The sequence below is a fragment of the Sandaracinobacteroides sayramensis genome (assembly GCF_022014495.1).
GTDB classification, from domain to species: domain Bacteria; phylum Pseudomonadota; class Alphaproteobacteria; order Sphingomonadales; family Sphingomonadaceae; genus Sandaracinobacteroides; species Sandaracinobacteroides sayramense.
Window position 1 is genome coordinate 158,117 of record NZ_JAKLSQ010000013.1, and the last position, 20,023, is coordinate 178,139.

21 protein-coding genes and 2 riboswitches are annotated in these 20,023 nt (G+C 68.4%); of the genes, 12 read left to right on the forward strand and 9 right to left on the reverse strand.

All coding sequences use genetic code 11. The features are described from left to right. The first annotated feature begins 124 nt into the window (after positions 1-124). The gene (locus L6Q21_RS11475) at positions 125-919 is read left to right on the forward strand and encodes a DUF2092 domain-containing protein (RefSeq protein WP_237830895.1); all 795 of its coding nucleotides are present in this window, start codon (positions 125-127) and stop codon (positions 917-919) included. A 31-nt stretch (positions 920-950) separates the two neighbouring features. Next, positions 951-1,520, forward strand: a complete 570-nt coding sequence (locus tag L6Q21_RS11480) for a hypothetical protein (protein ID WP_237830896.1) — start codon at positions 951-953, stop codon at positions 1,518-1,520. 31 nt (positions 1,521-1,551) lie between these two features. On the opposite strand, the gene L6Q21_RS11485 is transcribed toward L6Q21_RS11480, so the two are convergent. The 4 genes from L6Q21_RS11485 to L6Q21_RS11500 all read right to left on the reverse strand — a co-directional run bounded on the left by L6Q21_RS11485 (position 1,552) and on the right by L6Q21_RS11500 (position 3,465). Beyond that, positions 1,552-2,157 carry a response regulator transcription factor gene (locus L6Q21_RS11485; protein WP_237830897.1) on the reverse strand — a complete coding sequence of 202 codons (606 nt, stop codon included), beginning with the start codon at positions 2,155-2,157 and terminating at the stop codon, positions 1,552-1,554. A gap of 90 nt (positions 2,158-2,247) precedes the next feature. After that, positions 2,248-2,598: a DUF1622 domain-containing protein gene (locus L6Q21_RS11490; protein ID WP_237830898.1), complete on the reverse strand. Its 351-nt coding sequence runs from the start codon at positions 2,596-2,598 to the stop codon at positions 2,248-2,250. Positions 2,599-2,602: 4 nt separating this feature from the next. After that, entirely contained in the window at positions 2,603-3,046 is a 444-nt protein-coding gene (locus L6Q21_RS11495) for a YidH family protein (RefSeq protein ID WP_237830899.1), read from the reverse strand. Then, positions 3,043-3,465: a hypothetical protein gene (locus L6Q21_RS11500; protein WP_237830900.1), complete on the reverse strand. Its 423-nt coding sequence runs from the start codon at positions 3,463-3,465 to the stop codon at positions 3,043-3,045. The genes L6Q21_RS11495 and L6Q21_RS11500 overlap by 4 nt, the downstream gene beginning before the upstream one ends. 250 nt (positions 3,466-3,715) lie before the next feature. On the opposite strand from L6Q21_RS11500, the gene L6Q21_RS11505 reads away from it, so the two are divergent. After that, positions 3,716-6,079, forward strand: coding sequence for an arylsulfatase (locus L6Q21_RS11505; protein WP_272492461.1), 2,364 nt, complete (start codon positions 3,716-3,718; stop codon positions 6,077-6,079). An 80-nt stretch (positions 6,080-6,159) separates the two neighbouring features. Here the strand turns inward: L6Q21_RS11505 and L6Q21_RS11510 are convergent, their stop codons facing one another. Next, positions 6,160-7,803: a sensor histidine kinase gene (locus L6Q21_RS11510; RefSeq protein WP_237830901.1), complete on the reverse strand. Its 1,644-nt coding sequence runs from the start codon at positions 7,801-7,803 to the stop codon at positions 6,160-6,162. Between the two features lie 187 nt (positions 7,804-7,990). Here L6Q21_RS11510 and L6Q21_RS11515 point away from each other — a divergent pair, with 187 nt between their 5' ends. The 3 genes from L6Q21_RS11515 to L6Q21_RS11525 all read left to right on the forward strand — a co-directional run bounded on the left by L6Q21_RS11515 (position 7,991) and on the right by L6Q21_RS11525 (position 9,896). Continuing rightward, a complete protein-coding gene (locus L6Q21_RS11515; RefSeq protein WP_237830902.1) occupies positions 7,991-8,794 on the forward strand; it encodes a transporter in 804 nt (267 codons plus the stop codon). Between the two features lie 107 nt (positions 8,795-8,901). Next, on the forward strand, positions 8,902-9,396 hold the full coding sequence (locus L6Q21_RS11520) for a hypothetical protein (RefSeq protein ID WP_237830903.1): 495 nt from the start codon (positions 8,902-8,904) through the stop codon (positions 9,394-9,396). A 128-nt stretch (positions 9,397-9,524) separates the two neighbouring features. Further along, entirely contained in the window at positions 9,525-9,896 is a 372-nt protein-coding gene (locus L6Q21_RS11525; protein WP_237830904.1) for a hypothetical protein, read from the forward strand. Here L6Q21_RS11525 and L6Q21_RS11530 read toward each other — a convergent pair. Next, on the reverse strand, positions 9,893-10,702 hold the full coding sequence (locus L6Q21_RS11530) for an ABC transporter substrate-binding protein (RefSeq protein ID WP_237830905.1): 810 nt from the start codon (positions 10,700-10,702) through the stop codon (positions 9,893-9,895). The two genes, L6Q21_RS11525 and L6Q21_RS11530, sit on opposite strands and share 4 nt — an antisense overlap. A gap of 94 nt (positions 10,703-10,796) precedes the next feature. Next, positions 10,797-10,984, forward strand: a riboswitch (cobalamin riboswitch). 111 nt (positions 10,985-11,095) lie between these two features. On the opposite strand from L6Q21_RS11530, the gene L6Q21_RS11535 reads away from it, so the two are divergent. From L6Q21_RS11535 to cobS, 5 genes are read left to right on the forward strand one after another with little or no spacing between them, the layout of a single operon-like run. Beyond that, positions 11,096-12,985, forward strand: a complete 1,890-nt coding sequence (locus L6Q21_RS11535) for a TonB-dependent receptor plug domain-containing protein (RefSeq protein WP_237830906.1) — start codon at positions 11,096-11,098, stop codon at positions 12,983-12,985. Between the two features lie 24 nt (positions 12,986-13,009). After that, on the forward strand, positions 13,010-13,420 hold the full coding sequence (locus tag L6Q21_RS11540) for a DUF1636 domain-containing protein (RefSeq protein ID WP_237830907.1): 411 nt from the start codon (positions 13,010-13,012) through the stop codon (positions 13,418-13,420). Then, entirely contained in the window at positions 13,417-14,427 is a 1,011-nt protein-coding gene (cobT, locus tag L6Q21_RS11545) for a nicotinate-nucleotide--dimethylbenzimidazole phosphoribosyltransferase (RefSeq protein WP_237830908.1), read from the forward strand. The genes L6Q21_RS11540 and cobT overlap by 4 nt, the downstream gene beginning before the upstream one ends. Further along, positions 14,424-14,978 carry a histidine phosphatase family protein gene (locus L6Q21_RS11550; RefSeq protein WP_237830909.1) on the forward strand — a complete coding sequence of 185 codons (555 nt, stop codon included), beginning with the start codon at positions 14,424-14,426 and terminating at the stop codon, positions 14,976-14,978. Before cobT ends, L6Q21_RS11550 begins: the two co-directional genes overlap by 4 nt. Next, positions 14,975-15,688 carry an adenosylcobinamide-GDP ribazoletransferase gene (cobS, locus tag L6Q21_RS11555; protein ID WP_237830910.1) on the forward strand — a complete coding sequence of 238 codons (714 nt, stop codon included), beginning with the start codon at positions 14,975-14,977 and terminating at the stop codon, positions 15,686-15,688. The genes L6Q21_RS11550 and cobS overlap by 4 nt, the downstream gene beginning before the upstream one ends. Here cobS and L6Q21_RS11560 read toward each other — a convergent pair. From L6Q21_RS11560 to L6Q21_RS11570, 3 genes are read right to left on the reverse strand one after another with little or no spacing between them, the layout of a single operon-like run. Beyond that, positions 15,673-17,127, reverse strand: a complete 1,455-nt coding sequence (locus L6Q21_RS11560) for a cobyric acid synthase (RefSeq protein ID WP_237830911.1) — start codon at positions 17,125-17,127, stop codon at positions 15,673-15,675. The two genes, cobS and L6Q21_RS11560, sit on opposite strands and share 16 nt — an antisense overlap. Beyond that, positions 17,115-18,053, reverse strand: a complete 939-nt coding sequence (gene cbiB, locus L6Q21_RS11565; protein ID WP_237830912.1) for an adenosylcobinamide-phosphate synthase CbiB — start codon at positions 18,051-18,053, stop codon at positions 17,115-17,117. The genes L6Q21_RS11560 and cbiB overlap by 13 nt, the downstream gene beginning before the upstream one ends. After that, positions 18,046-19,044: an aminotransferase class I/II-fold pyridoxal phosphate-dependent enzyme gene (locus L6Q21_RS11570; protein ID WP_237830913.1), complete on the reverse strand. Its 999-nt coding sequence runs from the start codon at positions 19,042-19,044 to the stop codon at positions 18,046-18,048. The genes cbiB and L6Q21_RS11570 overlap by 8 nt, the downstream gene beginning before the upstream one ends. A gap of 58 nt (positions 19,045-19,102) precedes the next feature. Here L6Q21_RS11570 and cobU point away from each other — a divergent pair, with 58 nt between their 5' ends. Beyond that, positions 19,103-19,624, forward strand: coding sequence for a bifunctional adenosylcobinamide kinase/adenosylcobinamide-phosphate guanylyltransferase (gene cobU / locus L6Q21_RS11575; RefSeq protein WP_237830928.1), 522 nt, complete (start codon positions 19,103-19,105; stop codon positions 19,622-19,624). Between the two features lie 55 nt (positions 19,625-19,679). Further along, positions 19,680-19,906, forward strand: a riboswitch (cobalamin riboswitch). Positions 19,907-20,023: the final 117 nt, after the last annotated feature.

Consider the following 20,023-nt stretch of genomic DNA (forward strand, 5'->3'; position numbering starts at 1 on the left):
CCAGGTAATTCTACGGTTCGTTTGCCGGTAGTTCAGGCGTGGCGGCGGGGCTTGGGCGGACATAGGCATGGCCATGAACCGACCGGCGTTCAGGGGAGCCCGGCGTTCGAACAGGAGGAATCCGATGCCCAACCCCAGTTTCAGGGCCTTGCTTGCCTGCGCCGCGCTGCTCGGCGGCCTTTCCCCGCTCTCGGCGCAGACAGCGCCCGACGGCGCGGCTTCGCTCGTCGGCCCGGTGCAGTCGGTCGCCGTGCTCGAGCCGGAGGCGGCGCAGGCGCTCGACCGCATGGGCGCCTATTTGCGCAATCTCAATCGCTTCGAAGTCACGTCCGACGCCAATGTCGACATATTGTTCAGCGGCGACCAGAAGCTGCAATTCGCGCAGCGCACCACTTATCTGGTGCAGGCACCGCGCTGGATGCGGGTGGATATCCGCACCGACCGGCAGCATCGGCGCATATATTATGACGGCCAGACCATCACCTTCGCCGGGCAGAAATCGCAGAAATATCTGAGCCTGCCGCAAACCGGAACCATCGCCGAAGTGCTGACCCAGGCGTCCGACCGCTTCGGGATCGAATTCCCGTTGCAGGACCTGTTCCGCTGGGGCGACCCGTCTTCCAACGTGGAGCCGCCCAAGTCTGGCTTCCGCGTCGGTGATTCGGAAGTGGATGGGCAGCCGGCCGGCCATTATGCCTTCCGGCAGGATGGCGCCGACTTCCAGCTCTGGATCGGCAAGGACAAGCCGCTGCCCTTGAGGATGGTGGTGACGAACACGGAAAATCCGGCGCAGCCGCAGTTCAGCACCGTCTTCCGCTGGAACATGGAGCCGCGCTTCGGTTCGACCGACTTCAGCTTCAAGCCTGAATCCGGCTGGCAGGCGATCGACCTGAAAGCGCTGAAAGACGGCGCGCGCTGAGGCGCTGGCCAATCCACAGAAAGGATATCCCATGCCGAGATTTGGTCTTGTGATCGGCGCGGCCGCCCTTGCCGCGACATTCCTCACCCCCGTCACCACCGCCTTCGCCCAGCCGGCCGGCGCGAAGGCCCGTCCCGCTGCTGCGGGTAAGGCCCGCACCCCCGGCGCCTCCAAGGCGCGACCGCCGCAATCGGTCACCCGTCCGAAAAAGCCCCAGGGTGCGACCCGCCCTGCGCCGAACCGGCCGAATCGCGGTGGCAACAACATTACTGCCGGCAACACGGTGGTGGTGGCGCCCGGCCGGCCTTCGAACGGCTATTACGACAATGGCAATTACCACCCGCCGCGCGACTGGGACGATGACGACGACGATTTCCTGGAATTCGTCGGCAAGACGGCAGCCATCACCGCCGGCGCCAGCGCCGTCACCGCGGTGATCGGCGCCGTGGTCGACAGCAAGCCCAAGGACCCCGGCTGCCAGGAAATCGTTTCCAACGGCCAGACTTACCTGAACTGCAATGGCACCTGGTATCAGGCGGTTCCGCCAGCCGGGGCGCAACAGGCGCAGCCGCAATATCAGGTGGTAGCGCCGCCGCAGTAAAGCGCTGCGTCCCTCGTGGCCGGGCGGCTTATCAGGCCGTCCGGCCGACGAGGCCCAGTTCCTCGGCCTTGCGGACCAGTTCGATGCTGTTCCGCACAGAGAGGATCTGCATCAGGATCTGCCGGTGCGCCTCCACCGTGCGGACGGACAGGTCCAGCCGGTAGGCGATTTCCTTGGACCTGAGGCCGGTGGCCAGCAGGTCCAGCACTTCCTGCTGACGGGCGGTGAGCCTTGGCACCTCCGTCCGCCCCAGCACATGGCCGAGCAGCGACGGGCTGACAAAGAGACCGCCACGGCGGACCTCCGCCATCGCCCGCAGCAATTCGTCCGCCGCCGAGCTTTTCAGCACATAGCCATTGGCCCCCGCCTTCAGCGCCGCGTCGACGACTCCGGGTTCCGCGTGCATGGTCAGGAAGATGACCGGCGCGCCGACGCCCGCCGCCCGCAGGGCCTTCAGCGCCTCCACCCCGCTCATGTCGGGCATGCTGATGTCGGAAAGGATGATGTCGGTGGGGCCGGCGCTAGCGGTTCGGATCAGCTGCTGCCCGGTGGTTACGATCTCGACCACCTCATATTCGCCCTTCAGGATGCGGGCGATGGCCTCGGCCACCATCCTGTGGTCGTCCGCGATAAGCACTTTCGCACGCACGGGCGCGATTTGCGGATTGTCTGAAAGCCCCATGGGCTTTCTGTAAACGGCCCAGCGGCGGCTGCCAATCGCCTCCACTCAGCTGACGTCCCGCACGTCTTTTACATCCTTCTCCAGGAAATAGTTGAGGAAGGTGCGGATGGCCGCCACTGCGCCAAGCTGGGCGATGGCTTCCCAGCCGGGGGCGATCGCCGATTCCAATATGTCCGCCCCCAGTTGCAGCGTCAGCGCCGCGATCAGCCAACGGGCATAGTCCAGCCAGATGCGACGGATGGCGGCAGCCTCGGGCTGTTCTGCGCCAAGCCGGCGCAGCAGCAGCCGGGCGACATCCAGAAGCAGCGCCAGCGTCGCCCCGGCGACGAACAGCAGCGCGAGGAACTGGATCAACAGGATCGCCACCTCGCTCGCCTGAAGCAGCAGTTCCGACACCGGCCTAGAGCCCGAACAGGATATGGGCGATGGCGAGGATACCGATCAGCAGCAGCGCCAATGCCGTCAGCAGCGTGAGCGAAATCGGATAGGGGCTTTTGCCGGTGATCAGCCCGTCGTCCGCCATCTTCTGCCTTTCCCCGCGCAGAAAGGCCATGAACTGAAGATGATAGAGGATGCCGAACGCCAGCATCACCGTGCCCAGCCCCACCAGCGAGCCGCCGAAGATCTGCGGCGCGCGGGCGGCGATCTCTGCGTCGAGCGCCTGCAGCGAGGTGAAGGCCTGGTTGATGGTGAAGCCGAAGCTGATCAGCGACAGCGAGGTCCGGATAACCGACATCAGCGTGCGGTCGGCGCTCATCCGCGTGCGTTGGAAACTCATCCCCGTCCGCCGCGACGAGAGAATGGTGCCGACGTCGGGCAGCGGATTGTTTTCCGGCGCCGTCATGGGCGCGTCTCCCGCCCAGCCTTTCGCGCCATCCACGCGGCGGCGATCCGCCGGACCGGGCCGCGCAGCAGCAGATAGGGCAGGAAGGCCAGCGCAAAGGCGATGACGATCGCCTCCCCCACATAGCGGAAGCTGCCGAAGGTCTTCATCTGGTAGAAGAAATCGAGGAGGAGGCCGAGGAACAGCACCCGCGCCGTGGCGTTCAGGCCTTCCTTCAGCGCGCCGCGCCGTTCGTCGGCATTGGTGGCGATCAGCGCCAGATAGGGGTCGCGCCCGGCCTTCGCGTCGCGGATGCCGTCGCGGATCGCCAGCAGCGAGGAGACCGTCGGCTGCATCAGGAAACGCAGCGCGAACGGCCCGTCCGGGCGCGACATCAGATCCTGCCAGAAGCGGCTGGCCTCCTGCACGATATAGTCCATCACAACCTCCTCATCGCTGGCACCGCATGTGCCGGCGGGCGACGACCGGCCGGAAGCGTAGTTCCACGCCGCGCGGCAGGTGGAATTACGGGCCGCGGCCGTGCGGCATGGCGGACCTTGCTGTTTCTACGGTGTGGGCCGCCGCGAAACTGCGCTGGCGGGCGCAGCAGTGGCGATGGAACCCTCGCGGATGTCGGCAGGGCATTCCGACCCGCCGGCTTCGCCATCGTTTCAGAATTGGGAGAGCCCCATGAGCAGCACAGGCAAGCAACCCCTCAACCGGCACGTCCTGCCGATCCCGCATGTCGACCGGCCTGCCTTCACCCCTTACGACGCGCGCGACGCGCAATATGAGCCGATCGCTCCACTGGCCCCGCCGGCCGGCGCGCCCAACATCCTGCTGGTGCTGCTGGACGATGCGGGCTTCGGCTCCTCCACGGTGTTCGGTGGGCCTTGCCGCATGCCCCGGCTGGAGCGACTGGCGGGCCGCGGACTGCTCTATTCGAAATTCCACACCACCGCGCTTTGCTCGCCGACGCGCGCGGCGCTGCTGACCGGGCGCAACCACCATACGGTGAACATGGGGGCGATCACCGAGATCGCCACGTCGGCACCGGGCAAGACTTCGGCCCGCACCAACGATTGCGCGCCGCTCGCCGAAACGCTGAAGCTGAACGGCTATTCCACCGCGCAGATCGGCAAGTGCCATGAAGTGCCGGTGTGGGAAACCAGCCCGATGGGGCCTTACGAGCATTGGCCGCTGGGCAGCGGCTTCGAATATTTCTTCGGCTTCCTCGGCGGCGAGACCGACCAATATTATCCGACGCTTTATGAGAACCTCAACCCGGTGGAGCCGGCCGGCAAGCCCGAGGACGGCTACACGCTGAACGAGGAACTGGCAGACAAGGCGATCGGCTATCTGCGCCGCCGGCAGGCGCTTGCACCCACCCGCCCGTTCTTCATGTATTATGCGCCGGGCGCAACGCACGCCCCGCATCATGTGCCGGCGGAATGGGCCGACCGCTACAAGGGCAAATTCGACAAGGGCTGGGACAGGCAGCGCGAAGAAACGCTGGCGAAGCAGATCGAACTGGGAATCGTGCCGGCCGACACGAAGCTGACGCAACGGCACGAAGGCCTTCCCGGCTGGGAGGAGACCGACCCGGAGATGCGCCCCGTCTATGCCCGGCAGATGGAACTCTACGCCGGCTTCATGGAGCAGACCGACCACCATATCGGCCGGGTGATCGACGAGTTGCAGGCGCAGGGCGAACTCGACAACACGCTGATCTTCTACATCGTCGGCGACAATGGCGCGAGCGCCGAGGGCAATATCCACGGCACCTTCAACGAGATGATCGCGCTGAACGGCCTCGATCTGGAAACGCCCGAATCCATCCGCGAGAAGCTGGACCTGCTGGGAACGGCGGAATCCAGCAACCATTATTCCGCCTGCTGGGCGCACGCCATGAACACGCCCTTCCAATGGACGAAGCAGGTCGCTTCCCACTATGGCGGCACGCGCAACGGCATGGTCGTGCACTGGCCCGAGCGGATCAAGGCGAAGGACGGCGTACGCGACCAGTTCTTCCATGTGATCGACATCGCCCCCACCATCCTGGAAGCCGCCGGCCTGCCGGAGCCGAGCGTGGTGAACGGGGTGACGCAAAAGCCCTATGAAGGCATCAGCCTGGCCTACAGCTTCGACGACTTTAAGGCCCCTGAGCGGCACAGCACGCAATATTTCGAGATGCTGGGCAATCGCGGCATCTACCATCAGGGCTGGACGGCGGTGACCAAGCACCGCACCCCCTGGGAAACCGGCGAAACCGTGCTGCTGCCGTTCGACGAGGATGTCTGGGAACTGTATGACACCAATGTCGACTTCAGCCAGTCCAACGATCTGGCGAAGGTGCATCCGGAAAAGCTGAAGGAGCTTCAGCGCCTCTGGCTGATCGAGGCGGTGAAGCACAATGTGCTGCCGCTGGACGACCGGGCAGCCGAGCGGGCTGTGCCGGAAATCGCCGGACGGCCGGTGACCGTGCAGGGCAATTCGCAGCGCCTGTTCCAGGGCATGCGAATTCCGGAAGGCACGATGGTGAGCGTGAAGAACCGCGCGCACGCCGTCACCGCCGCCATCGCCGTGCCGGAGAAGGGCGCGGCGGGCGTCATCTGCGCCGTCGGCGGCTCGACCGGCGGATGGGCGATCCATGTGCAGGATGGCCGGCTGGTCTATACCTATAACTACTTCGGTCTGGATCGCACCTCCATCCGCTCCGACAAGCCCCTCGGCGCCGGCGAGCAGGAAGTGCGGATGGAGTTCGCTTATGCGGGCGAAGGCCTGGGCAAGGGCGGCAAGGTGACGCTGTTCGTGAACGGCGAGGCGGTCGGCTCCGGTGCCGTCGAGGCGACGATTTCCGGCGCATATACGGCGAGCGAGACCTTCGACGTGGGGCTGGATTCCGGCTCGCCCGTCACCCCCGATTATCCGGCGACGGGCAATGGCTTCACCGGCCGGATCGACTGGTTGCAGATCGATGCGGGGCCGCTGAACCCGAAGCATGAAGCCGAGGAATATCGGCTGAAGCTGGCTGTCGCCCGCGGCGTGCAGTAAACGCACTGAGGCCAGTCGCGGCAATGGCCGGCACCGGCGCCGTCAAATCGGCGCCGGTGCTTTCCGGCAATTGGTGACGGTCAGGGCAAGGGCAGCGTCACCGTCAGCCGGACGCCGGTCTTCAGCCCCTCGATGTGCAGCCGGCCGCCAAGCGGCTGGAGGCGGCTGCGCATGGAGGCGAGGCCGACGCCCGCGCGCTCTTCGAACCAGGCGGAAGGCCGCCCGCGCGCCGTCCGCCCGTTGTCGGTCACCGCCAGCAGCAATTGCCCCGCGACCGGGGCTGCCTTCAGCTGCACTTCGGTCGCTTCTCCATGGCGCAGCGCGTTCGCCAGCGCTTCCTGCCCGATCCGCAGCAGCGCATGCCTTGCTTCCTGCGGCAACCCGTCGACGACCGGATCGACCTCAGCCTCGACGCTGAGGCCGGAGCGCCTAGAAAAGGCCTCGGCGAACTGCCCGAGCGCGGAGGACAGAGTGCGGCCTTCCAGCTCGCGCGGCATCAGCAGCAGGGAGTAGCTGCGCAGTTCGTTCAGCGCCTTCTCGATCGAATCTCCCAGCGCTGCCGCCGTCCTGCTGCCCTCCCCTTCGAGCGCCTTCGCTTCCAGCAAGGCCCCCGTCAGATGCTGCATCGTCGAATCGTGCAGTTCGCGGGCGATCTTGCGACGCTCCTCGTCCTGGCTGCCCTGCAATTGCTGGGAGAGGCTGAGCACTTCCTGATGCGCCTCGTCGACGGCATCCTCGATCGACAGCACTTCCCGGCGGAACAGGCGGAACGCCACCCAGCCGGCCGCCGCCAGAAGCAGCGCTGCCAGCCCCAGCCGGAACATGAGGTCGCGCAACGGCGCGTCGAGTTCCGTCCGGTCCAGCGAGGCGACCGAGGTCCAGTGGGTGAAGGGCGAGCGGTGCACGGCCAGCGCCACCTCCCGGCCGTCGATCACAACATTCGTGCGACTGGCGTAGGAGTTTGCGAAAATGCCCTCTTTCAACTGCCTGAACAGCCCCGGCGGGATCGGCGGGGCCGGCACCGCCTCCTGCGGCGAAACCTTGATCAGGCCCTGGCGAAACCAGTCGGCGATCCAGATGGTCATGGCCGGATCGAACCGGTGCGAACGGATGATACGCTCGAAGCGCGCGTCGCCGATGACAGTGCAGAGATAGAGCGGCGCTTCGCCGGGCGCGCGCTGAAGAGCGATATTGACGGTGACGGCACTTATCTTCAGCTGCACGCCATAGAAGCGCGGCGTGACGATGAAGCGCTTGGCATCCAGCTCGGGGAAGAAGCCCTTGGCGGGCTTGTAGTCCGCGACCGGCGGCAGTTTCGTGCCGAAGGGAAAGCGCGAATGCAGCAGCAAGTCGGTCCTGTCGAACAGGATCAGCCAAGTGTCGTCCGGAATGGCGGTGCCTTGCAACTGGGCGTGAAACGCGCGCAGATCGTTGCGGACCAGCGCTGGCGAGGAGGCGAGCCCCACCAGCAACGCCCTTTGCCCCTCCACCTCCCGGTCGAGCGACTGGGAAAGCTGGAAGGCGGTGTCGTCCAGCTGGCGCAGCCTTTCCGCGCGCAATTGCCAGGCGCCGATCAGCGAGACGGCGGCCGTCACAAGAAAGGCGACGCCGATGAGGGCCAGCAGCGGCAGCACCCAGGGAAGGATCGACGGCGGGGCAAGGACTTGCTGCCCCGATGCAGAGGCGCGCACGCGTTCATCGGATTTCCGGACGCCAGCGGGCATCAGGCAGACGCCCCGCAATGACCAGATGGGGTCGATTCCACCTGTGCCCTCCCCCCGGCGCGGCCGGACCGCGCTACTGTCCGAACCCTGAGGCAGCAGATTTACGCAGTCGCCGCCGGTAGTTCCAGCATTATCTCGCGCCCGCAACGCGCGCAGGATTCCCCGGCAGATTGAGAGGGGATTGACGATGCGGTTCGGGAAACGGGCAATGGGCGCGGCGGCCTTGCTGGGTTTCGCCACCCTGCCGCAGTCGGCGGACGCCGACACGGCGGATCTGGCGAAGGAGCTGGCAAACCCGATCGGCTCGCTCATCAGCCTGCCGTTCCAGCTGAACTACGACGCCAACATCGGGCCGAACCGGGATGGCGAGCGGCTGGTGCTGAACATCCAGCCGGTGGTGCCGATGCAGGCGGGAAGCGACCTGACGCTGATTTCCCGGACGATCCTGCCCGTCATCTGGGCCTGGGATCCGGCCCCTGGCGTCGACAGCCGCTTCGGCCTGGGCGACATGCTGCAAAGCTTCTTCTTCAGCCCCAACAGCAGTGGCGGGCTTATCTGGGGCGCCGGCCCCGCCCTTACCATCCCGACCGGAACCGACCGGCTGCTTTCCGGCCGGAAATGGCTGGCGGGGCCGACGGCGGTCGCGCTCAGCCAGACGGGCGGGTGGACGATGGGAGCGCTTGCCAACCATCTCTGGTCGTTCGCGGGCAGCGCGGATGCGCGAGAACGCAGCGAGACCTTCGTGCAGCCCTTCCTGAGCTACGCCACGGCCGGCGGCACCACCTATGCGCTGTCGGCCGATTTCACCCACGACTGGAAGCTCGGCACGACGGTGATGCCGATCAACGCCAATGTCTCGCAACTGACCGCTTTCGGCCGGCAGCCCGTCAGCATCGGCGGCGGGCTGCGCTGGCATGCCGTCACCACCCAATCGGCGCCGCACGGCCTGGGCGGGCGCCTGACATTGACCTTCCTGTTCCCCGGCCAGTGAAAGCCCGATGGCGATGATGCAGCACATCCTTCAGCCCAGATGCCGGTTGCGGGCAAATGCCCGGAAACAGGCAATCGCCGCCCGGCACATCGGTTAGGTTTCCGCCCATGCACGAAGCCGCGCCAAAAGCCGTCGATCCCGGGCATCTCGCCGGACGTCCCTTTCCGGCCCTGCGGGCAAATGGCACCTGCGCCGAGCAGCCGGATGTTCCACTGGCCTTCGCAAAGCAGTTGGTGGAGCAGATCTGGCTCTTCACCACCGAGGGCGTGGAGGACATAAGGGAAATCCATATCCTGCTGATCGTGCGCCTGATCGCCGCCGAGCGTTCCGCCAGCGAAACCTCCGGCCGCAACGGCCGCGCCGCCAGCCTCACAGCCTCCTGCCGCACCATTGCCCGCGCGGCGCAACTGCCGCGCGAAACCGTGCGGCGGCGGGTGAAGGCGCTGGTCGACAAGGGTCTGCTTGTGCACTCCGGCGGCGGAGTGCTGCCGTCCGACAAGCTGCTGCGCCAGCATGAAGCGCTGGAAGCGCCGCTGCTGCGGCTGGTGGATCGGCTGACTCTGGACCTCAGCCGACGGCAAGCGGCCAACCGCGCGGAATAACGTGCCACGGCCCGTCGCCGCGCGGCGTTGGTTCGTCGATTTCTCTATTGCGAATAGTTCGCATTAATTTTATCCACTTTCCGAAGCGGCGCCGGGCGCCATTCCTGTCAACGGCCAGGGGCGTAACGATGGCGACCATCTCGGAAATTCACGGCAGGGACGCCTTGCTGACGGCCGCTGCCCGCTGCTGGAGCGCCGCGCGGGGAATCGGCGCCGCGCCGCAGCCGCGCCTGCACCATCTGCTCGCGCCGTCGGACTGCGGGGTGCTGGCGCCCGTGCTCGACAGCCTGATGCGGCTTCTGGAGGCGGCGCTCGGGCGCCCTTTCGCCGCCGGCGGCCGCTCGGGCATGTCGGGCGACGAGCGGTTGCTGATCGCCCTGATGAACGGTTCGGCGAAGGGGCGTTCCTGCGGCAATTGCCCCGAGGGTGTGGCGCGGGCGCTCGATTGCGCCATCTGCTCGACCAGGATCATGCTGGGCCTGGCGCTGGCGCGCGGCTAGCGCCCCGGCTTCAATTGCGCGGAAAGGCTGGCGACGGCATCGGCATAGGCCGGGCCGCCGCATACCGTCCACGCCTGCGGAATCCGGATGCGGGGAATATCTGCCAGGATCGGATGGTGCAGCATTTCCGTTCCCTGGTCGATCACATGCTCGCTGGCGCTTTCGACGATCAGATAATCCGGCCGGGCGCGGGCCATCTCCTCCAGACCGATCCGGGCGAGCGAAGGCTTGCCCAGCCGTTCGGCGAGGTTGCGCAGGCCGACGCGGCGCAGCATCTCGTCCACCAGCGTGCCGGTTCCGGTCAGATAGCCCCGGCGCTGGTAATAGGCGGCCGTCGCCCCCGCGCCGCCGTCGCGCGGCACCGCGGCCAGCCGCCGATCCATCTGCGCCACCAGCGCCTCCCCCCTTTCGGGGTAGCCGACGGCGGCGGCGATCTGCCGGACCTGCGCGACGATATCGGCATAGCTTTCCGCCGAGGGCAGGTCGACGGTGGCGATCTCCCGGCCGCGCAATTGCGCCATGGTTTCCCGGCGGCGGAACGGGCTGGCGATAATGAGGTCCGGCCGGAGCGCCAGCACCTCTTCCGCCGATCCGCGGCTGATCGGCACATGCGCTGCCTTTTCGGCTTCCGCCGACATCTGCGGATCGCGGGCGAAGCGCGTGAGGGCGGCGATCTGCCCCGGGTCGGCCAGCGCCAGCAGATACTGGTCTGCGCAGAGGTTCAGGGAGACGATCCGCTGCGGCCGTTTCGGGGGCGCGGCCGCCAGCAGAAGGGGCATGGCCAGAAGCAGGAAGAGCATGCGCATGCCCGGCCTTTGCCGCGAAGCCGGCGCCGGCGCCAGATAGCCCGCGCAGATACCCGCCCCGATACCTTCGTTGACGCGCGGCGCTTCCGGCCCCTATGGCGGCCGCGCGACAGGTTCCCCGCGAAGGGGATTGAAACGGGAACGGGGTGCGAACCCCCGGCTGCCCCTGCAACTGTAAGCGGAGAGCCGGCTGCCACAGACCATTGGGGTTCGCCCCGAGAAGGCGGCAGCTACGGCAGAGACCCGCGAAGCCAGGAGACCTGCCCGTCGCGGTCGTCTTTTCACCGGCCAGGGTGCGCCGGCGGAAACGGGATTTCCCGCACGGCGGCAGTTCAACCTCTCCGGCGTTCGCGCGCCGGGGTGCCGGCCTGTGGGGACTGCATGCGCGCAAGAATGGCTTTCGGGCTTTTGCTGGGGGTTTCCCTGCAACCCGCCCACGCGGAAACGGACGGGGAGATATGGGTGACCGCCGCGCGCGACAGCGTGCCGGCCGAACGGCTGCCGGCGGCGCTGACGGTGCTGGACAAGGCACGGATCGACCGGGCCGGGGACTTCGCCGTCGCCGACCTGCTGCTGCGCACCCCCGGCGTCAGCCTTTCGCGCAACGGCGGATATGGCACCGCCACCTCGCTGAGGATTCGCGGCGCGGAAAGCGACCAGACCGTGGTGCTGATGGACGGCGTGAAGCTGAACGACCCTTCCTCGGCCGGCGGCGGCTATAATTTCGCCCATCTGATGGTGGGCGATGCCGTCCGAATCGAAGTGTTGCGCGGGCCGCAGTCCATCCTCTGGGGCAGCCAGGCGATCGGCGGGGTGGTCAGCGTGGAAACGCCCCTCCCCTCGCGGGCGGTGGAGGCCAGCGTCGACCTGGAAGCCGGAAGCCGGCAGACGGTCAGCGCCCGGGCGGCGCTTGGCGAGCGGCGCGGGCCGCTTTCCATCCGCATCGCCGCGCAGAGCTTCAGCACCGCCGGCATTTCCGCCATCGGTCCGGAATTCGGCGGGCGCGAGCCGGACAGCTACAGCAACCGGTCTCTGAGCGGGCGCGCCGTGCTGGAACTGGCGCCGAACGTGCGGGCGGATGTGCGCGGCTATCACTCCAGCGGCCGGACGGAGATCGACGCCGTGCGCGGCGACAGCGCCGAATATGCCCTTTCGCGTGAATCCACCGGCTACGCCGGGCTGGCATTCGACCTGCTGGACAGCCGCTGGCGCAACCGGCTGGGCGTCAGCCGCACCGCGACCGACCGCGACAATTACGACCCGGCGCGGGAAAGGCGGCAGAGCTTCGACGCGCGCGGCACGAACGAACGGCTGGAATATCAGGGCAATCTGTCGCTGGGCGCGGTCGAGGCGCTGTTCGGCGCGGAGCGGGAGATCAGCCGCTTCCGCAGCGTTTCGCCGCCCGCCGCCCTCTCCCGCCCGGTGCCGGAGCCGGCGCGTGGGCGGGCTGCCGTGGAGAGCGTCTATGGCCAGTTGTCCGCGCAGCCTTTTTCCGGCCTGACGCTGACCGGCGGGCTGCGGCACGACGGGCATGATGGGTATGGCGGGCAGTTGCTGGGGGCGGCGGGCGCGGTCTGGACGACGCCGCTTGGCGGGTCGCTGCGTGCAAGCTGGTCCGAAGGCTTCAAGGCGCCGACGCTCTACCAGCGCTTTTCCGAATATGGGAATGCCGCGCTGGAACCCGAACAGGCCAGAGGCTGGGAAGTGGGGGCCGAGCAGCCGCTGGCGGATGGGCGCCTGCTGCTGGGGGCGAACTGGTATGAGCGGCGCTCGTCGAACCTGATCGTCTTCATGCCCTGCCCGGCTTCCACCAGCGAGCCATTGTGCTTCGTTCCAGGTGGCGCAGAGCAGCGGCGTTCGGGCTATTATCAGAATGTCTCCAGAGCCTTCGCCAAAGGGCTGGAAGCGATGGCGCGAGTCCGCGCCGGAGCGTTCCTGCTGGAAGGCCATTATGACCTTTCCGTCTCCGAGGATCGCGCGACCGGCCTGCAACTGCCGCGCCGGCCGCGCCATGGCTGGCATCTGGGCGCCAGCTATCTGCCGGCCTCCGGCCTCGCCCTGGGCGGGTCGGTGCGGGGCGTGGGGGAGACGTTCGACAACGCCAGCCACGGCATTCGGTTGAAGCCCTACACCCTTGTCGACCTCCGCGCCGAACTGCCGCTGTCGCCCGAGGTGCGGCTGGTGCTGCGCGCCGACAATGTTTTCGACACGGACTATCAGACCGCCTACCGCTACGGCACGCTGGGGCGCAGCGTTTACGCCGGCGTGCGCGGCCGCTTCTGAACGGGGAAGGACAAGGAAGACCGCATGGCGCTGATCCCGGTGAAAAACGGCCCGGCCGTGGTGGTGTGCAGCCGATGCCGCCTTTCGGCCGAAAGTTCGGAAGGGCCGGACGGGCGCAGGGGCGGCGCCCTGCTGGCCGAGGCGGTCGCCCGTCTGCACGCGGACGACCCCGCCTATGCCGATGTGGCGGTGCAGGAAATGCCCTGCCTCTTCGCCTGCCGCGACCATTGCACCGTGCTGCTGCGCGCGCCGGGCAAGATCGGCTATGTGCTGGGCCGGTTCGAGCCGACGGAAGAGGCCGCCCGCGCCATATTGGATTTCGCCCGCGCCTATGCGGCGAGCGAAATCGGCCAGGTGCCATTCCGCGACTGGCCGGAGGGGGTTAAAGGCCATTTCCTGACCCGCCAGCCGCCCGAAGGGTATATCGTCGAATGAGCCGTTTTTCCGACCCGAGCGATGTTGCGGCGCTGCTTGCCCGGTTGCCTGAGCCCTGCGGCCCTTCCCGCGCGCAAGCGGCGCGGCGGCAGCAGCAGTTGACGAAGCCGCCCGGCTCGCTGGGGCTGCTGGAGGAAATCGCCCTGTTCTTCGCCGCCTGGCAACAGGCGGAAAAGCCTGGGATTTCCGCCGGCCGGGCGCTGGTGTTCGCCGGAAATCATGGTGTGACGGCACGCGGCGTGAGCGCCTTTCCGGCTTCGGTGACGGCGCAGATGGTCGCGAATTTCGCCGCCGGCGGCGCGGCGATCAATGCGCTGGCCGCGAGCGCCGGCCTGTCGCTGGCGGTGGTGCCGCTGGAACTCGACCGGCCGACGGCGGACTTCACGCGCGAGCCGGCCATGAGCGAGGCCGAATGCCTCGCGGCGCTGAACGCCGGGGCCGGGGCCGTGGGCGACGCAGAACTGCTGGTGCTGGGCGAAATGGGGATCGGCAACTCCACCGCCGCCGCCGCGCTGGCCGCCGCCAGTTTCGGCGGCGACGGCGCAAGCTGGGTTGGGCCGGGAACGGGAGTCGATGCCCATGGCCTCGCCCGCAAGGCGCAAGCGGTGGACGATGCTTTGGCGACCCATGCCGGCGAACTGCGAACGCCGTTCGAGATATTGCGGCGGCTGGGCGGGCGCGAGATCGTGGCGATCGCCGGCGCCGCCATCGAAGCCCGGTTGCGGCGCATTCCCGTGCTGCTGGACGGCTTCATCTGCACCTCCGCCATCGCCCCTCTCGCGGTGACGGCGCCCGAGATCGCCGACCATTGCCTTGCCGCCCATGTCTCGGCGGAACCGGGGCATGCCGAATTGTTGCGGCTGTTGGGGCTGAACCCGATCCTGTCGCTGGAGATGCGTCTGGGCGAAGGCAGCGGTGCCGCCGTGGGCGCCTTGGTGGTGAAGGCCGCCCTTGCCGCCCATTCCGGAATGGCGACCTTCGCGGAAGCCGGCGTTTCCAGCGGGTGAGCCATTTCCCGCTTTACCTGATGCGCCATGGCGCGCCCGAACTGACGGGACGGCTGCTCGGGCATCTGGACGTGCCTGTGACGTCGGCCGGGGCGGAAGCCTGCCGTGCGCGCGCGGCCGGGCTGGAGATCGGGCGATTGTGGTCGTCCGATCTCCAGCGCGCGCAGGTAAGCGCGCAAACCCTGGGCACGCCCGGAACCGACCCGCGCTGGCGCGAACTGGATTTCGGCCTATGGGATGGGGTGGCGCCAGCCGACCTCGACCGCCAGGCGCTGAGCGCCTTCTGGGCCGATCCCGAAGCCAATGCGCCGCCGGGCGGGGAGCGCTGGTCGGAGTTGATGCAACGGGTGGGATCGGCGCTCAAAGACCTGTCGCCCGAACCCACGCTGATCGTCACCCATGGCGGGCCGATGCGGGCGGCCCTGTGCCATTTGCTGGAGATCGACCTGCAAACGGCCTGGCGTTTCGATTTGCCCTACGCCGCGCTTCTGGCCTTTTCCGTGGAGGCGGAACGCCCCCGCCGGGCGCAGTTGACGGGGCTGCTGGCGTGAAGGGGCTGTTCGCGGCGCTGGCCTTCCTGACCCGCCTGCCTACGCCGCGCGGCTGGGGCGATGTGGAATTCGCCCGCGCCCTGCCCTTCTATCCTGTCGCGGGGCTGGTGGTCGGCGCCTTCGTCGCGGCGGCTGGCTGGGCTGGCGGCCTTGTCGACCCCTGGCTCGGGGCGCTGCTGGCCTTGCTGGCCTGGGTGGCTCTGACAGGGGCGCTGCATCTGGACGGGCTCGCCGATCTGGCGGACGGGCTGGGCGCCGCGCATGGCGACCGCGAGCGGTTGCTGCGGGTGATGGCCGACCCGCATATCGGCAGCTTCGGTGTCGTGGCGCTGGTGCTGCAACTGCTTGCGAAGCTGCTTTTGCTGCAGCTTTTGCTGCAAGGCGGATGGGTGTTGCTGCTGGCCGTTCCGGCAGTGGCGCGGCTGGGGCCTTTGCTCTGGGCGAAGCTGCTGCCGCCACTCAAGGCTTCGGGATTGGGCGCGGCCATTGCCCGAGGGACAAGTTGGCCATTGATCGCAGGGTGGCTGGTGGCGCTGGCTGCAACGGCGCTGTTCCTGCCGCCCTTGCTCGCGGCGTTCCTGCTGCTGCCGGCGCTGGCGCTGTGGTTCCGGGCGAAGCTCGGCGGCATGACCGGCGACGCCCATGGCGCCGGGATCGAGTTGATGGAAAGCGCCCTGCTGCTGGCCGCCGTGCTTTACCTGCGGTTCTGAGCGATCCGCAGCATCGCATCGAGATCGAGTTCAGCCTCCAGTTGCGCGGCGATTTCGTCGAGCGCGGCTTCGATGTCGGCGCGGTGATCGGGGCCTGAGGCTTGTGCGCCGAGCCGCGCCAGCCAGACGGCGCGTTGTTCCGGACGGCCCAGAAGCCCGTGCACATAGCTGCCCACCACTAGCCCGTCGGCGCTGGTCGCGCCTTCCGTGCGGCCGTCCGCCAGCCGGCCCGCCGGCCGGGCGCGATCCGGTCCTTCGGTTTCGCCCAGATGGATTTCATAGCCGTTGAAAGGCGCGCCCTGAGCTTCGCCCTGCACTTCGGACAGCTTTTTCGTGCCCGTCAGCCGCGTCTCCACGTCCAGCAGGCCCAGCCCTTCCACGCTGCGCGGCGGGCCTTCCAGGCCGAGTGGGTCGGACAGGCGCCGGCCCAGCATCTGATAACCGCCACACAGCCCCAGGATCGGACGTCCGCGCCGATGGTGGGCCTTGATGTCGATGTCCCACCCCTCGCCGCGGAGGAAGTCGAGGTCTGCGAGCGTCGCCTTCGACCCCGCAAGCACGATCCAGTCCACATCCGGGATGGGCTGGCCCGGCGGGACCATCCGCACATCCACCGCCGGCTCCAGCTTCAGCGGATCGAGATCGTCGAAATTCGCGATCCGCGAGGTGATCGGGCAGGCGACGCGCACGCGCCCTTCGCTGGCGGCTCGCGGGCGTTCCAGCACCACCGCATCCTCGCTGGGCAGGCGGCGCGCCGCGGCCAGCCAGGAGACGATCCCCAGCGGCGCCCAGCCCGTGCGCATGGCGATGGCCTGCATCCCGTCGGCGAACAGCGCGGGATCGCCGCGGAACTTGTTGACGAGGAAGCCCTGGATCATCGCCGCATCGGCCGGATCGAGGATCGCATGGGTGCCGACCAGCGAGGCGATCACCCCGCCCCGGTCGATGTCGCCCACCAGCAGCACCGGCACATCGGCGGCGCGGGCGAAGCCCATGTTGGCGATGTCTCCGGCGCGCAGGTTGATTTCCGCCGGCGAGCCGGCGCCCTCCACCAGCACGAGATCGGCTTCAGTGGAGAGGAGGCGATAGCTTTCCAGCACCTCCGGCAGCAGCCCTTCGCGCCCCTCGCGCCAGCGGGCGGCCCTGAGCGTGCCGCGCACCTGCCCGCGCAGCACCAGTTGCGACGTGCGGTCCCCTTGCGGCTTCAGCAGCACCGGGTTCATGTGCACGCTGGGGGGAACCCGGCAGGCAAGCGCCTGCGTCGCCTGGGCGCGGCCGATCTCTCCGCCATCGGCGGTGACGGCGGCGTTGTTGCTCATATTCTGCGGCTTGAACGGGCGGACGATGAGCCCCCGGTTGGCGAACGCCCGGCACAGCCCCGCCACCAGAACGGACTTGCCGACATCGGAGCCGGTGCCCTGCAGCATCAGGGCCGCCATGCCGCAACCCCCATCAAGGCCCAAAGCCACAAGCAGGCGCGCAGATAAATGCCGAGCGCCCGCCTGAGGTCGGCGGCGCCGGCCACGCGCCCTTCCGCGCCGATCCAGGGTTTTTGCTGCACCTGCCCGTCATAGGAAATCGGCCCGGCGAGCGCCACGCCCAGCGCCCCGGCCATCGCCGCTTCCGGCCAGCCGGCGTTGGGGGATGCGTGCTGGCCGTGATCGCGCCAGAGTGTCCGCCAGCCCCGTCCGCCGGCCAGGCAGATGAGGAGGCCGGAGAGGCGGGCCGGAAGCAGGTTCGCCGCGTCGTCGATCCGCGCCGCCGCCCAGCCGAAGGCCCGCCAGCGGTCCTCGCGATGGCCGATAAGGCTGTCGGCGGTGTTGATCGCCTTATAGGCCCAGACGCCCGGCAGCCCCAGAAGCAGCAGCCAGAAGGCCGGCGCCACCACCCCGTCGCAGAAGCTTTCGGACAGGGTTTCGATCCCGGCCCGGGCCACCCCGGCCTCGTCCAGCGCTTCGACATCGCGGCCGACGACCATCCCCACCTGCGCGCGGGCGACCGGCAGGTTGTCGGCCTCCAGCGCGTCGGCGACAGGGCGGACATGCTGCCACAGGCTGCGCTGCGCCAGCGCCGGCCAGGCGAGGACGGCGATGCCCAGCCACCACCAGCGGCCGAGCCACAGCCGGGCCAGGGCTTCCAGCGCCAATCCGGCCGCCGCCGTGCCGGCGATCAGCAGCAGCATCAGCAGCAGGCCATGCAAGCGCCGGCCGCTGGCGGAAAGCGCGGGGCGATTCCAGCGCCCCTCCCACCAGCCGATGATCCGGGCGAAGGCGCCGACCGGGTGGCCGATGCGGGTGTAAAGCCCGCGCGGCCAGCCAAGGGCCACGTCGAGCGCCAGCGATGCGAGCGCGACGGGCTCAGCCATGCGCAAGGGCCTGCCGGAGCCGCGAAAGCGCGTCGTCATCCGCCGGCAGGCCGAAACGCAGCCAGTCGGGCTGGTGCTCGAACGGGCGCGCCAATATGCCCGCGCGCGCAAGGCGGCGGAAAATGGCGCGGGCGTCCTGGTGTCGCACCAGCCGGAATAGCGGGCAGGCGCCATCGCCGGCCAGCCCATGCTGCGCCAGAAGCGCATCCAGCGCCGCCGCCTGCCGGCCGAGGAAAGCCTGCGTCTGCGTAATCCAATCCCGGTCGCGATAGGCGGCCGTTCCCCAGGCGATGGCATGGGCGGAAACCGGCCAGTCGCCGAGCAGCGCCCGCAGCCGCTGGATCACGGCCGGCGGTGCGATCGCGAAGCCAAGCCGGAGCCCGGCCAGACCGAAGAATTTGCCGAAGGAGCGCAGCAGGATGACTGGCTCTTCGCCGTGCAGATGGGGTGCCAGGCTGGAGCCGGGCGTTGCGTCGGCGAAAGCTTCGTCCAGCACCAGCCAGCCGCCCTGCCCCACGATATCCAGCAATTCCGCCCGGCCGAGCAGATGGCCTTCAGGATTGGAGGGGTTGGCGAACAGGAGGTTGTCGCCCTGCCGCAAGCTCTTCGCAACGTCCGCAAGACTGACCGCCCCGACTGCGGCTTCCAGATGCGAGGCATAGCCTGGAACCACCGCAAGAAGCGGCGCGCGGGGAAGCAATTGCGGCAGCAGGCGGATCAGCAGGTCGCTGCCGGGAACCGCCGCCACACGCTCGGGCGAGGTGCCGAACCAGTCGGCGGCGGCGGCCTCCAGCCCGCGCAGCGCCGCCATGGTGGGCAAGGCACGCGCATCCGGCTGCGGCAGATCTGGCGGAGACCATGCGCGCGGATTGATTCCGGTGGAGAGGTCCAGCCACGGGCGCGGACTGTCCGGAAACAGGCGCATGGCCTCGTCCAGACGCCCTCCGTGGCGCCAAAGCTCGGCCAGACTGTCCGGAATCCCTTGCGTCATGTGCGTCCAAATCGCCATTCAGGCCGGGAACAGCAAGCAGGAAGCGCCGATGCCCGTCATGCCCCGAAAGATTCTCGTGCTGGGCGGCGCCCGATCGGGCAAGAGCCGGCGGGCGCAGGCGATCGCCGAAGGGCTCGGCCCCCGGCGGCTGTTCATCGCCACGGCTGAAGCCTTCGACGATGAGATGGCGGAGCGCATCCGCCGCCACCGGGCCGATCGCGACGCCAGCTGGCAAACGGTGGAAGTGCCGCGGGACTTGCCCGGCGCCATCCTGGCCCAGGCGACGGCCGGCCGGCCCATTCTGGTCGACTGCCTGACGCTATGGCTTTCCAACCTGCTGCTGGGGGACGCCGATCTGGAAACGGCGGGAGAGGCGCTGGCGCAGGCGGTTTTGGAATGCGCGGCGCCTCTGGTGATGGTTGCGAACGAGGTTGGCTTCGGCATCGTGCCCGAAAATGCGCTGGCCCGCCGCTTTCGCGATGCCGCCGGACGGCTGAACCAGCGGATCGCCGCCGCCGCCGACACGGTGGAACTGGTGGTGGCCGGCTTGCCGTGGCCCCTGAAGGGGCCGACGGAATAGATTTGCGCCCGGCGGCGATTCCGCTATGGGCGACCTCGGGCAAGGCCTAGCCTTGCCCTCGAATGATCGCGCCGGTGCCTCGCGAGAGGCTTAAAAGGGAATGCGGTGCGGGGCCTTGCCCCAAATCCGCGGCTGTCCCTGCAACTGTAAGCGGTGAGCGAGACGCACATGGCCGGGGCGAAAGCCTCGCCAGCCACTGGGAACCCTGTTTCAGGCCCCGGGAAGGCGTGTGTCGAGCCTTGACCCGCGAGCCAGGAGACCTGCCGGCGCCGTCGCTCATTGCCCCGGTCCAGGGATTGGCCAAGGCACGGAGGTTCTTCCGTTCGAGCGACAGCATCCGCGCGGCCAGGGGCCGTGACGGCGCTGGCTGCTCGGGCACCGCGTTCGCCCGAAGCGACC

Excerpts from the sequence above, each read along its gene's own strand:
- L6Q21_RS11475 (WP_237830895.1), top strand. The coding sequence starts at position 125 with ATGCCCAACCCCAGTTTCAGGGCCTTGCTTGCCTGCGCCGCGCTGCTC.
- L6Q21_RS11480 (WP_237830896.1), top strand. The coding sequence starts at position 951 with ATGCCGAGATTTGGTCTTGTGATCGGCGCGGCCGCCCTTGCCGCGACA.
- L6Q21_RS11495 (WP_237830899.1), bottom strand. The coding sequence starts at position 3,046 with ATGACGGCGCCGGAAAACAATCCGCTGCCCGACGTCGGCACCATTCTC.
- L6Q21_RS11500 (WP_237830900.1), bottom strand. The coding sequence starts at position 3,465 with ATGGACTATATCGTGCAGGAGGCCAGCCGCTTCTGGCAGGATCTGATG.
- L6Q21_RS11505 (WP_272492461.1), top strand. The coding sequence starts at position 3,716 with ATGAGCAGCACAGGCAAGCAACCCCTCAACCGGCACGTCCTGCCGATC.
- L6Q21_RS11510 (WP_237830901.1), bottom strand. The coding sequence starts at position 7,803 with ATGCCCGCTGGCGTCCGGAAATCCGATGAACGCGTGCGCGCCTCTGCA.
- L6Q21_RS11515 (WP_237830902.1), top strand. The coding sequence starts at position 7,991 with ATGCGGTTCGGGAAACGGGCAATGGGCGCGGCGGCCTTGCTGGGTTTC.
- L6Q21_RS11520 (WP_237830903.1), top strand. The coding sequence starts at position 8,902 with ATGCACGAAGCCGCGCCAAAAGCCGTCGATCCCGGGCATCTCGCCGGA.
- L6Q21_RS11525 (WP_237830904.1), top strand. The coding sequence starts at position 9,525 with ATGGCGACCATCTCGGAAATTCACGGCAGGGACGCCTTGCTGACGGCC.
- L6Q21_RS11530 (WP_237830905.1), bottom strand. The coding sequence starts at position 10,702 with ATGCGCATGCTCTTCCTGCTTCTGGCCATGCCCCTTCTGCTGGCGGCC.
- L6Q21_RS11535 (WP_237830906.1), top strand. The coding sequence starts at position 11,096 with ATGGCTTTCGGGCTTTTGCTGGGGGTTTCCCTGCAACCCGCCCACGCG.
- L6Q21_RS11540 (WP_237830907.1), top strand. The coding sequence starts at position 13,010 with ATGGCGCTGATCCCGGTGAAAAACGGCCCGGCCGTGGTGGTGTGCAGC.
- cobT (WP_237830908.1), top strand. The coding sequence starts at position 13,417 with ATGAGCCGTTTTTCCGACCCGAGCGATGTTGCGGCGCTGCTTGCCCGG.
- L6Q21_RS11560 (WP_237830911.1), bottom strand. The coding sequence starts at position 17,127 with ATGGCGGCCCTGATGCTGCAGGGCACCGGCTCCGATGTCGGCAAGTCC.
- cbiB (WP_237830912.1), bottom strand. The coding sequence starts at position 18,053 with ATGGCTGAGCCCGTCGCGCTCGCATCGCTGGCGCTCGACGTGGCCCTT.
- L6Q21_RS11570 (WP_237830913.1), bottom strand. The coding sequence starts at position 19,044 with ATGACGCAAGGGATTCCGGACAGTCTGGCCGAGCTTTGGCGCCACGGA.
- cobU (WP_237830928.1), top strand. The coding sequence starts at position 19,103 with ATGCCCCGAAAGATTCTCGTGCTGGGCGGCGCCCGATCGGGCAAGAGC.